The organism is Paenibacillus sp. FSL H7-0942 (assembly GCF_045040715.1).
In the GTDB taxonomy this organism is placed as follows: domain Bacteria; phylum Bacillota; class Bacilli; order Paenibacillales; family Paenibacillaceae; genus Paenibacillus; species Paenibacillus amylolyticus.
In genome coordinates this window covers 2,848,137-2,860,667 of the sequence record NZ_CP150279.1, presented here as the reverse complement: position 1 = coordinate 2,860,667, position 12,531 = coordinate 2,848,137, and the positions used below count along the sequence as shown (strand labels likewise).

The following is a 12,531-nucleotide window of genomic DNA, read 5'->3' as shown; positions in this document are numbered from 1 at the left end:
TGAAGTGCATCTTTTACCGCCTTTTCGCCCCCTGCTGCGTCACTTTCCCTTGACGTGCCCCGGCACGCCTGCGGAAAACTTCCTGGCTTGGAACGAAAATTCGGCAAAATCTGCTTCTTCGGAGTTTCAGACACGCCCTAATCGTTTTCATATTTATCGGAACTTGTGTGTTTTTTTATTATACATGCCCATACAATATTATACTGAAATCTTCACCGTGTTTCTTCCATTCAAAGAATAGACACGATTCTGTATATACATACTTGGGTTATGAATATAGAGAGCAAGCATATCCTTCAAAGGATCATGCGCCTGTATGTCACAGAGAGAGTAATCGAAATACTAAACATTGGGGGTGTAATGTTGAGCCTGCTTCATGTTGCTGTTATTCTGCCTTTTGCCGCTGGCATTCTTCTTGCCATGCTGCATCGTTTCTTCCGTAAATTACATTTGGGATGGCCGGTTCTCCTTGTCCCGGCACTATTATTTGTATACTTTGCGAGTCTCATACCCGCTGTGTCACAGCGCAATACCGTATCCGGAAATATCCCGTGGATCCCTTCACTGGACATTGGATTCAATCTGTATCTGGACGGTCTGAGCCTCATGTTGACACTGCTAATCACCGGAATCGGTGTCCTCGTTGTTCTCTACTCCATCTTCTACATGGATATGAAAGAAGCGCTGAACCGTTTCTACCTGTATCTGTTGATGTTCATGGGAGCCATGTTGGGCGTGGTACTGTCTGATAATATGATCGTGCTCTACGGATTCTGGGAATTGACCAGTATTACGTCATTCCTGTTGATTGCATTCCATTACAAACGTAAAGCCTCGACTTCAGGAGCACAAAAATCATTCCTGATTACGGTATTTGGCGGTTTCGCCATGCTTACCGGATTCATGATGATGTATCTCATTACAGGAACATTCAGTATTCGTGCAACCATTACAGGATTGGGTCAGTTTCAGGAAAGCGCACTATTTCTACCCGCACTTATCTTGATCCTGATTGGAGCTTTCACCAAGTCAGCTCAGTTCCCGTTCCATATCTGGTTGCCGGATGCCATGGAAGCTCCGACACCTGTTAGTGCCTATCTTCACTCAGCCACCATGGTCAAGGCCGGACTGTACGTTGTCGCACGGTTTACACCAATCTTCGGTGGACAGGGACTCTGGTTCTGGCTCGTTACTGGCGTTGGTCTTCTGACTTTGTGTTATGGATCATTCCTGGCGGTGAAAAAAAACGATCTCAAAGCGATTCTTGCCTATTCGACCATCTCTCAACTTGGTCTGATCATGTCCCTCTTAGGGGTTGGATCTGCTGCTCTCTACTTCGGATATGGCGAATCCTCTGCGATGTACACTGTGGCAATAACCGCTGCGCTACTTCACCTGTTTAATCATGCAACCTTCAAGGCCGCTCTGTTCATGGTCGTAGGGATTGTTGATCATGAAACGGGTACACGTGACATACGGAAGCTCGGTGGACTTGCTTCATTCATGCCAATCACATTCACCGTAGCATTGATCGGCTCACTTGCCATGGCGGGTATTCCGCCCTTCAACGGATTCCTGAGCAAGGAGTTATTCTTCCAGGCGATGGTGGAAGTCACGCATCTACGAATCTTTGGACTTGGCTCCTGGAGTGTTCTATTGCCGGTATTCGCTTGGCTTGCAAGTGTGTTTACCCTGATCTATGCGCTTATTATCGTGTTCAAAACATTCCTCGGTCGTAGCCAAAGCGAGATCCCTGCCGAGAAGCTGCACGAAGCGCCCGCTGGCATGCTTATTCCGCCTGTTGTTCTAGGTGTTCTTGTCGTTGTATTCGGACTCTTCCCGAATCTGCTGGCCGGATCACTGATTGAACCGGCAATGGCCGCTGTGCTTCCATCCCTCTTGAATGGGAATGAGCGCTTCGATGTACATTTCTCCCTGTGGCATGGATGGACTCCGGAACTGATTATGACAATCGGAGTTGTGATTCTCGGAATCACTCTCTACAAGCTGTTGCCACGATGGAGGAATATTTATGAGCATTATCCACAAGGATTAACAATTAACAATATGTACCATGTCGTGCTTGATAATCTTCAGCATTATGCACGCAAATGGACGGAAGCCTATATGAATGGCTCGGTTCGTAATTATCTCGTTTACATTTTCTCATTCACGGTCGCGTTGCTGGTCTATGCCTTCTTCCGTTCAGGAGAAAATATTAGCTGGAATCTGCAGGGCAATGCACCTTTCTCATTTTATGAGGTGGTACTGCTAGTCACGCTCATCGGTGCTGCAGTTTCGATTCCTTTTGCCAAGAACAGACTGTCAGCAGTCATTATGACCGGAGCGGTTGGTTATCTCGTAACCCTACTGTTTGTACTCTTCCGGGCGCCAGATCTGGCGTTGACACAGATGATTGTTGAGACGGTATCTGTTGCACTGTTCCTGCTCTGCTTCTACCATCTGCCTGAGCTTCAACGTGGCAAATCAAGCCGCAGTTATCTCACGGTAAATATGATCGTAGCGATTGCAGTCGGGATCGTGATGACTTTTGTTGCATTGGCCGCAAGCGGAACAGCCTCACTGGACAGCATTTCTACTTTCTTCCTTCAGGAAGCCTATGACTCAGCTGGTGGTAAAAATGTCGTGAACGTGTTGCTGGTAGATTTCCGTGGCTTCGATACATTATTGGAGATTATGGTGCTTGGCGTTGCTTCGTTATCTATCTACTCCATGATTAATCTGAACCTCGAAGCAAAAGATCTTGGAGCCCGCTTGAAGTTCCGTAAGAAGAACGAGAGTCAGGATTCCGAACCTGCTCTGGATGATGAAGCGGACAATACGAAAAAGTATGGTAACCGGGAACGCAGCTCATCCTCGTGGGATACTGTCCCCTTGCAGAGTAATGATGTATTGCTACAAACGACCACCAAGGTTGTTGTGTTCATCATACTGACGTTTGCCATGCACCTCTTCTTTGCAGGTCACCACAATCCGGGCGGAGGTTTCATCGGCGGCTTGGTCACAGCGGCAGCGCTCGTATTGATTGCCCTGGCATTCAGTACAGATACGATACGCAAAGCGTTACCGGTTGACTTCCGTATTCTAACAGGAATCGGATTGGGTATAGCCTTACTGACGGGTGCGGGTTCATTTATATTTGGAGTTCCGTTCCTAAGTCAAACCTTCGGCTATTTCGAACTTCCTTTGCTGGGAGAGACAGAACTCGCCACGGCCATGCTGTTTGATCTTGGCGTGTATCTCGCTGTCCTGGGTGTCACCATGACCATCATTCTACAGATCGGGGAGGATCGCTGATATGGAAATATTGATGTGTGTAGCCGTTGGCATTCTGTTTGCGGTTGCCGTCTTTTTAATCTTGTCGCGGAGCCTGCTCCGTATCGTACTTGGCATGTCCATACTAACCCATGGCGTGCATCTGCTCTTGATCACCATGTCACGTCTCAAAACTGGGGCACCACCGCTGCTTGGGGAGATGGCTGAACGTTATGTCGATCCTCTTCCTCAGGCTTTGATACTAACTTCGATTGTTATCAATTTTGGACTCACTGCGTTCTTCTTTGTTCTCTCCTATCGTTCTTATCTGAAGCTGAGAACAGACGATATGGAAGAAGTAAGGGGGCGCCCATATGAATAATCTCGTCGTTCTGCCCATTCTGTTGCCTTTGATTACAGGTGTTCTGGCTCTGCTATTTTTCCGAAAAATAAATATCCAGCGGATCATTAGTGTCATTGGACTTTTGTTTACAGCAGCGGTCTCAACAATACTCATTACGCGGGTAGCTCAGACTGGAGTTCTAACGCTTAATATGGGTGGATGGGCACCTCCCTATGGTATTGTGCTTGTTGCGGACATGGTATCGGCGCTACTTGTCGTCGCCGCTTCCATCATTGCACTGGCGTGTCTGTTGTATGCGTTCCGCAGTGTGAACAAGGAGCGGGAAGAGCACCACTTCTATCCGTTCTTTCATTTTCTGATCGCGGGCGTTAACGGTTCATTCCTAACCGGAGATTTGTTCAATTTGTTTGTCAGCTTTGAACTGATGCTCATCTCTTCCTATGCACTAATCGTATTGGGAGGTACGGAAAGACAGCTTCGGGAAACGATCAAATATGTCTTGATTAACATCGTTTCTTCAGCTCTTTTTGTCGCTTCCATCGGCTTCCTCTACTCCATAACTGGTACACTGAACATGGCAGATTTGTCCGTCAAAATTGCTGAAGTGGGACAGAGCGGAGTCATTACCTTAATTGCTGTTCTCTTTCTGATCGTATTTAGCATCAAGGCCGGACTGTTCCTGTTCTTCTGGCTGTCGGGCTCTTATGCGGCACCACCTGCTGTTGTCACTGCATTGTTCGCAGGATTGCTTACCAAGGTTGGCTTGTACGCGATTGTGCGAACATTCACACTGATCTTCTATCATGATCCTGATTTCTTCCATGCACTAATCGGATGGATGGCTGGAGCAACGATGGTCCTGGGTGTCATCGGTGCGATCTCATACCGCGATGTAAACAAGATTCTCATCTACAACGTGGTCGCAGGTGTAGGGTTTGTCGCTTTTGGTATGGCCGCGGCCAGTCGCCCTGCACTGGAAGGTCTGCTCTTCTATATGCTGCATGATATGTTGATCAAAACATTGCTCTTCCTGCTCGGCGGTGCCTTGATCGCTGTTGCCGGAACATCCAAACTTGATAACATGGGCGGGTTAATCCATCGCTATCCGCTGCTCGGCTGGATGTTCTTCATTAGTGCACTTGCCTTGGCAGGCTTGCCGCCATTTAGTGGATTTCCGGGGAAGTTGCTTCTCTTTGAAGGAGGCTTGCAGGCAGGCTTGTATGGTCTTACCGGCATTGCGGTGCTTTCGAGCTTGTTGATGTTATATTCGGTACTTCGTATCTTCATACAAGCGTTCTGGGGCGAACCGCCTGCCGGGGTTACAAGACGCCCTTACGCGGTGAACGGCCTTCTGATTCCTGCCGGAATTCTGTTTGTATTCATCATCGTAATGGGTGTGGGGGCTGAAGGCATGTTCCAATTGACCTCCCGCGCAGGCGATATTCTACTGCATCCCAATATTTATATTGATGCCGTATTGAAGGAGTAGATGTCTATGGCCTTTCAGATTGTACTGAATCTTATCATTGCTTTTGTATGGATGTTTCTGAACAACGCCTGGAATGGTGTTGGTTTTCTCATAGGTTACCTGCTCGGACTGCTTCTCATCGGGGGGATGCGCAGATTCTTCCCCCAGCGCTTCTATATTGTGCGAGTCTGGGCCATTTTCAAACTAATTACACTGCTGTTCAAGGAACTGGTGCGAGCCAGCATTGAGGTTATACGCCAGATTATCAAGCCTAAGCTCGATATAAGGCCCGGTATTTTTACGTATAAAACTCAATTGTCCTCGGATTGGGAAGTTACTCTGCTCTGCTTACTCATCTCATTGACACCAGGTTCTCTGCCGCTTGAGATCTCGGGTAATCAACGTAAACTGTTTATTCACGCACTGGATATCAAGGATGAACAGAAAATGAGAGATGATATCCAAAATACATTCGAAAAAGCAATTATGGAGGTGACGCGTTAATGTTATCCTCACTGTTGTTCATCTCATTGCTCATTCTCTCCTTAGCCATTCTGGGTTGCTTGTACAGGGTGCTTCGGGGACCATCCATGGCTGATCGGATCACGGCACTGGATACCATCGGTATCAATGTGATTGCCATCGTTGCTGTTCTTTCGATGATGCTACAAACTCAGGCCTATCTGGATATTATCTTGCTGATTGGCATTTTGGCTTTTCTAAGTACAGTGGCATTTGCACGTTATATTGAACGGGGGGCGGTATTCAAAAATGATGGAGATCGTTAAAGTAGCCGCTGAAACCGCTATAGGTCTACTCGTACTGCTCGGTGCACTACTCAGTGCACTCAGTGCATTCGGACTTATTCGTCTGCCTGATGTATATCTACGTGCCCATGCCGCAACCAAAAGTATGACACTTGGAGTGTTCTGTGTATTAAGCGCTACATTTTTCCATTTCTGGTATTTCGATAACTATATCAGTGCCCGCTTGTTGTTAGGTATCCTGTTTGTATTCATCACGGCTCCGGTCGCCGGACATCTGAATGGTCGGGCCGCCTATCGCACAGATGTACCACTGTGGGAGCAGAGCGTGCAAGATGAACTGGAACCCTTGTTAAAAGGAAAAAAAGTGAACCATGAAGCCAAGGATATGATGGAGTAATCCCCAGCCTAAGCATAACAAATACCCCCGAGGATCAGCCGCCCTTTTCGCGGCATGTTCCCGGGAGTATTTGTTTATTTTGCATACACGGATCATATCAAGCACTGATTATGCAGACTGATTAAGTAGTAAAGTCAGAATCCATTCAGTCCCTGTCTTCTCAGATCCGCAGCCACAATACGCGCAAGCTCCTTAGCCCCTTGACGATTCGGATGCAGACTATCCCCTGTCATATACAGAGCAAGTGTTGCGGCAGGACCAATAGACGTGAAATAGGCAGAACTCAGCTTGTTCAGTTCAACAAGGGTAACCCCCTCTTCCTGAGCGAGTGCACGTGTGGATTGATTGTACCAGCGGTTCTCCGCTTGATGCACATTGGCTGTATTAAAATCTGTTGCCCGGCCCTGAGGCGTGGAGAGGATCACTGTTGCTCCTTTGTTCTTCGCCTTACGTACCATATCCCGCATAATCTCCTTGAACTGCGCCTCCGTTGTATTGTTCTTGGCATTGGTATCGTTAATTCCGAATTGCAAAATAAAATAATCTCCCGGCTTGATATACTTGAGAATCGCTTCCATCTGACCATCATCGCGGAAACCTCTCGCAAATTGACCACTTGACGCCATATTTCGAACCTGGAAGGTGGAATTGTTCACATAGGACGGAAACAACTGTCCCCAACCTCCTTGTACACTGCTACCTAGCGGATAGTAATTGCAAACTGTTGAGTCACCACCAATGTAGATCGTGCGGTTGGTAACGGTTTGATTGGATAACTTCCGGATTTCAAGTGCACTAAGTGTGAAGGCGGTGCCTGTCTTTCCTTCTGTAACCAGCAGGTTTAATTGCCCGTCAGTCACCGGAATTTGAAACTGGTCCGTTGCCCCGTTGCCCGTCATATTAATGATCTGGTAGATACCTTCTGCAGCCACACTCGCTCTGGCAGTATTGCCCAGGACCACTTTAACTTCATATAGGCCATTGGACAGATTCACATTGAAAGTATTGGTGCTCTTGGTGCCGTAAGTCAGAAACTGCACAGCGTCACTCTTAACCCCGCTTCCTGAGGCAGACACATTCCTCATCTGTGCAGGTGTGTTGAAGCCATAACCTTTCGTAGGCGTATAAGCATCTCCTGCGGACACGCCTGTGTAACCGCTCTCAACACCACCCGAACCAAAGTCAAATCTGTAATTGTCCGTTGCCGCTTCGGCGACTTGCCCTCCACTGCTTCCCAAACCGATGCCCATTGTACTTGCAAACAGAATAAAACAGAGCAGAAGCTTTACCGATATTGACCATTTCATCACTAATTTCTCCTCTCGAATCAGAATTATATTAGTGCATGATGCACAACTTCACAGAACTTGATCAAGCCAGTCATAAGCCTTCGCTCCGCTAATCTCATGTCCACCGGTAAAGAAATCCGCATCCAGTGATTCTGATGCTCCCGCCTGCTCATATATGTGTGTCAAACGGACATACGCCTCTCTCGCTGCATGGATGGGGAACACCTGATCATCACTTCCGGCTTCAATAAAAAGTCGCCTAGGCACAATCAGGCCGATGAGATCCGGCAACTCCGCTTCACGCAGGATACCTGGCACATAGTTGTCGAGACAATGGTTCCGATCCAGTATGCTGCCCTGGAATGTATTTGCATAACCGCTTACCACAGTTGCCCTGAACCGTTCATCCAACGCGGCTGTAAATGCGGTCACCAGCCCACCACCCGAGATACCCATGCTTCCAATTCGCTCCGAATCCACTTCTGGCCGGGTCGATACATAATCCAATACACGTGTTGTTTCATACACCCTATGACCGGCGAGGGTCTTCCCCACCATGAGCAGATGCGCAGCAATCTTCGTACAGGAGCTTACCCCTGGTGGCGCATCGCGGTCCTCTTCCAATCTTCGATCACCAAATCCGAGCAACTCTGGAGCCGCAACCACATAACCACGCTTCACAAGAGCTACTGCAAAGTCCTTGTGTAATCCGGGCTCGCTTGTCCGTAGTGACCCATCCGGTTCCATACCCGATATCTCTCGGCTACCGTAGCCATGCCCATGACAAGCAACGATAGCAGGTCTCTTGTTTTCGGTAATGCTTCCATCACCCGGAATTAATAAATACACTGGCATGCGAAGTCCTGCATAGGTCGTGATTTCAATCCGCTCCCGAATATATCCGTCACATGTAATGCGCTCCAGTAAGACAGGATTCAGTGCGGCCGCCATCGTGGGAAAACCTCCCAGCCGTTCTTTCACACGTGTACGTAACTGACTGCGCCATAACTCCAGGGGTTGATCTGGATGATACGCGGAACGACCACGAAGATTCGTTTGTTGTTGTAGATAGGCTTCAATATCAGACATGGGCCTGTGTCCCTCCTGTTTTTCGTAGGATAACGTAGATAAAAGACTGTCATATGGAATTAATCCCATCCATTATAGAACATCTAGATCTCCCATGAATTGAACATGTTTGCCTGTTTTGAATGGAATCACATGATTTCTAGCCAAAAAAAGGATATCTCCAACCTGAAGACAGGTTACGGAAATACCCTTCATTTCATCTGACCTGGCAGCCACCAGTTCCACCTGCCCATTAATTTCATCAATGCAGGTACCAGTATTAGACGGATTAATGTAACGTCAATCAACACCGCTGCCGTGATTCCGATCCCTAACTGCCTCACACCTGCGACTTCAGCAAAAGCAAACGGCACGGTCACCGCAAGCAGAATTGCCGCTGCGGAGGTAACCAGACGGCCTGTAGAAGCCAATCCCTGTTGGACAGCCACATCACTGTCTCCGGTTCGTCTATACACTTCCTGGATACGGGTCAGCATAAACACACCATAATCCATGGATATGCCAAACACCAATCCTGCAATGAATACAGGAATCATAATGGCAATGGCTGACGGCTCCATACCTAGATGTCCTTCATTGAACACCCACACCAATATGCCAAATGAAGCGGCTAAGCTGAGCAGATTCATCAGAATTGCCTTGATTGGAATGAGCATCGATCGGAATGCCGCCAGTAACACAAGATAATTGGTGACCACTACAAATACCAGCACTTTGGGCAGTTGACTTGTGACTTCCTGCATTATTTCATACTGCTTGGCAGCTTCCCCACCATAACGTAGTTTTACGTTGTTGGAACCTGGTGCATGATCGCTATTCCTCATTCGTTCCAGCCAGTCTGCAACCTGTTCCGAACCAGGCTCCCCGTGCACGGTGGCTATCAATCGTATGGAATGGTCAGAGACCGTTGAACGCAGCCATGTCGTCCTGGTTGACTCCTTGCCTTCTATGGAAGGAGTTAGCGCCGACGGTGGAATTTGAAAAAGGCTCTGCGAGTCCGTTTGATTCGGCTGTAATAGGCCCCATGGTGAAACAATGCTCAATACGTCTGAGTCCTGCAGTAGTTGACGGGCTTTGTTGTGGGCCATCTGCCAGTGAGAGGAAGTCAACAGTTCCTGCTGTCCGCCAATCACAATCTCGATGGCGGAGGTATTCTTTTGCCCCAAATCATGTTGCAACTGCTCTGCTGCTTGGCGGGACTCCATTCTCTCTGGCAGTGAAGAGGCATCCGGGACGGACAATTCCAACCGGGTCACTGGATAAACACACAGGAGCAGCACAACCGTACCTCCAATGGTCATACTAACTGGTCGTTTCATGACCATCGATGACCATCGATGCCAGACTGAACCTCTAGGTAACGAATGAACTGACTTTCGCCTGAAGACCCGATCCGCAGACAGTGATAGCAGAGCTGGCAGCAGCGTAACATTTAACAGTAGCGATAGGAGCAGAACAATAATAGCCCCCAAGGAGACACTCAGAAACATCGGCAGTCTGATCCAGAGCAGACCCAGCAACCCAAGGAGCACGCAGGCTGCCGAGAATAACACCGCTCTGCCTGCTGTACGCAATGTTCGCTGAAGAATCTCGCTCCGCAAAACCTCGCTCTGCATATCCAGGCTACTGCCCGTAACATTAGCTTTGCCTTCATCTTCATAGGCCCGCTGGACTTCTTCCCTGTACCTGCTCAGGATGATCAGGGCAAAGTCTATACTCAGTGCCATACCCACCATGGGAATCACATTAATGATAAAGTTGGACAATTCCAGATGATAACCAAGGAGTGTCGTGACTCCCATAGCGGTAATCACAGCACTGATCCCCATCATGACAGCAATCAACGCGGCATATAGCCCCCTGAATGCAAAACACAAAACGATCAGGGCAATCGGCAGGCCCACCATCTCTGCCCGTTCCAGATCACGAAAGCTCAGATGATTGACATCCTGCTGCACGACTGCCTTTCCCGTCAATTGCACCGTACCTGGACCGTCTGTTGCCAGCACGGCGCGCAACTGCTCCAGTGGGGGACCCATCTGATGCGCGGGCACATCCATTTTCACAAGGGCATATGCCCTTTGGCCTTGCAGCGTCACTCTTTCGCTAGCATCCAGAGGGGACGTGATAGAGGTTACCGCAGACAACACTTGAACCTGTGTCAAACGATCCTTGATCCACTGCCGGAACTGTAACGGCGAGGTATTTTCCTTTTTCTCAAAAACCAGAATAATCGGATCAGCAGGAGATCCGAATTCGTCCTCCAGAACAAGTTCAACCGCTTGCGCATCCCCGTGAACCCGTTTTAATCCGTGATCCTGAACAATGTCAGGTAACTTCCACGCCCAGACCGCTGACATCCCGATGATAAATACCCAGCAGAGAATAATGAACCGAGGATATCGGCTGATGAAGGCAGCAAGTCTGCGATAACCCATACCTTAGCTCCTCTGCGATCAGATTAGTCATTCGATTATGTTCATCGGTAAGATCATAAGCACATTCATACACTTACGGTGTATATCTCCTTCACTCGGGTTCGCGAACTATTGAATGCCATGATTCACAGGTGTTCTGTTCGCAATGGGGGCAGGGATGTATGTAAAAGGAAGTAACTCTGCCGTCAGTCCCGGGCCAAAGGCCAGCGCTATCCCACTGGAATGCTCTTCCTTCTGTCTGTAATCCTCACGGATGGCTTGAAGAACAAAAAGAATCGTCACGGACGACAGGTTGCCATAATCCCGCAGGATGTTTCGGCTGTAGGAGACCTGCTCATCTGTCAACTGATACAGCTTCTGAACGGCATCCACGATGCCTCTGCCTCCCGGATGGATCGCCCATATTTCCGGTAAACCGCTCCCCTCCAGCAACCGTTCTACCTCTGGACCGAGATGCAAACCAAGCAGCTTCGGAATCTGTGGTGACAGGTAGAGATCAAAGCCTGTATTGCCCACTTCCCAGATCATTTCTTCTGCACAATCCGGGAGCAGCGTTGAGTGCCCTCGGCCTAGTCGAAAACATTCATTGCGGTCTGTTCCAGACGCACCAATAACACAGGCAGAGGCGCCGTCTCCGAAGAATGATGCTGCATACAGGTCGTCCCGTTTGGCAGATGGCTGAAAGTGAAGTGTACATAGTTCCACACACACGATGAGAACCGTAGCCTTCTGATCTGTAGTTACAATGGAATTCGCCAGTTGGATCGCCTTCAGACCGGCTGCACATCCTTGAAACACCAGTGGAATCCGGTTGATCTGCGGTGACAGTTCAAGCTGTTGGATCAGCCGAACATCAAGTCCGGGCAGGAATTGCCCCGTGCAACTCACCGTAATGAGATGTGTAAGTTCCGAGGAGGATATGTCTGCATCCTGAAGGGCCTGTTCGGCCGCTTCCAGACCAAGTGGAACAGCAGCAGCTTTGTATTTTGCCATACGCTCGGCTGTAGTCGGGACTTCCTCCACAGAAGTAAAGGGTAAATATCGGCAAGCCTCCACAGGCTCAAGCAGATTCGGTTCACATGTATAACGAGTCTCCACACCGCACTGATTAAAGATTCGCTTCGCCCATCTTCTCGCATCCGGCTCATGTTCCAGCGCCTGTGCGAGACGGGCAGACACATCCTTTTGCTCAATACGGTGGGCAGGCCACGCCGTTCCTATTCCCATAATACTTGCCCCAGTTGTTGCCTCAAGCTGGTTCATCGGCTTAACCTCCTATATCGTACGTGTTCAAAATTAGGCTTTTTAAACAACCTATATATAAAATAGGTTCATATGACATATGTGCAGGATATAGTACAAGTCTATTCACTACCTGTCCTGTTTATGTTCATATTAACAAGCAAAGGCGGACAACATATGCGAGTTTCGCACGTGCTGTCC

10 protein-coding genes are annotated in these 12,531 nt (G+C 48.5%); 6 read left to right on the top strand and 4 right to left on the bottom strand.

What is annotated here, in order from left to right; all coding sequences use genetic code 11:
* Positions 1–363 precede the first annotated feature (363 nt).
* Genes MHI48_RS13035 through mnhG form a run of 6 tightly spaced genes read left to right on the top strand, consistent with a single transcriptional unit; the run spans position 364 to position 6,272 of the window.
* A complete protein-coding gene (locus MHI48_RS13035) occupies positions 364–3,318 on the top strand; it encodes a Na+/H+ antiporter subunit A (protein ID WP_405144642.1) in 2,955 nt (984 codons plus the stop codon).
* 1 nt (position 3,319) lies between these two features.
* A complete protein-coding gene (locus tag MHI48_RS13030) occupies positions 3,320–3,658 on the top strand; it encodes a Na(+)/H(+) antiporter subunit C (protein WP_036608715.1) in 339 nt (112 codons plus the stop codon).
* Complete coding sequence (locus tag MHI48_RS13025; RefSeq protein ID WP_047842678.1) at positions 3,651–5,129, top strand: Na+/H+ antiporter subunit D; 1,479 nt, start codon at positions 3,651–3,653, stop codon at positions 5,127–5,129. The genes MHI48_RS13030 and MHI48_RS13025 overlap by 8 nt, the downstream gene beginning before the upstream one ends.
* 6 nt (positions 5,130–5,135) lie before the next feature.
* Complete coding sequence (locus tag MHI48_RS13020) at positions 5,136–5,612, top strand: Na+/H+ antiporter subunit E (RefSeq protein WP_036608718.1); 477 nt, start codon at positions 5,136–5,138, stop codon at positions 5,610–5,612.
* Positions 5,612–5,896: a Na(+)/H(+) antiporter subunit F1 gene (locus tag MHI48_RS13015; RefSeq protein WP_017688855.1), complete on the top strand. Its 285-nt coding sequence runs from the start codon at positions 5,612–5,614 to the stop codon at positions 5,894–5,896. Before MHI48_RS13020 ends, MHI48_RS13015 begins: the two co-directional genes overlap by 1 nt.
* The gene (gene mnhG, locus MHI48_RS13010) at positions 5,880–6,272 is read left to right on the top strand and encodes a monovalent cation/H(+) antiporter subunit G (RefSeq protein ID WP_405144214.1); all 393 of its coding nucleotides are present in this window, start codon (positions 5,880–5,882) and stop codon (positions 6,270–6,272) included. The genes MHI48_RS13015 and mnhG overlap by 17 nt, the downstream gene beginning before the upstream one ends.
* 134 nt (positions 6,273–6,406) lie before the next feature.
* Here the strand turns inward: mnhG and MHI48_RS13005 are convergent, their stop codons facing one another.
* The 4 genes from MHI48_RS13005 to MHI48_RS12990 all read right to left on the bottom strand — a co-directional run bounded on the left by MHI48_RS13005 (position 6,407) and on the right by MHI48_RS12990 (position 12,351).
* Positions 6,407–7,522, bottom strand: coding sequence for a rhamnogalacturonan acetylesterase (locus tag MHI48_RS13005; RefSeq protein WP_405144640.1), 1,116 nt, complete (start codon positions 7,520–7,522; stop codon positions 6,407–6,409).
* 108 nt (positions 7,523–7,630) lie between these two features.
* Positions 7,631–8,650 (bottom strand): dienelactone hydrolase family protein, encoded by a 1,020-nt coding sequence (locus tag MHI48_RS13000; RefSeq protein ID WP_405144212.1) that lies wholly within the window; start codon positions 8,648–8,650, stop codon positions 7,631–7,633.
* 191 nt (positions 8,651–8,841) lie between these two features.
* Positions 8,842–11,088: an MMPL family transporter gene (locus MHI48_RS12995; RefSeq protein ID WP_405144210.1), complete on the bottom strand. Its 2,247-nt coding sequence runs from the start codon at positions 11,086–11,088 to the stop codon at positions 8,842–8,844.
* A gap of 108 nt (positions 11,089–11,196) precedes the next feature.
* Entirely contained in the window at positions 11,197–12,351 is a 1,155-nt protein-coding gene (locus MHI48_RS12990) for a type III polyketide synthase (RefSeq protein ID WP_340020153.1), read from the bottom strand.
* Positions 12,352–12,531: the final 180 nt, after the last annotated feature.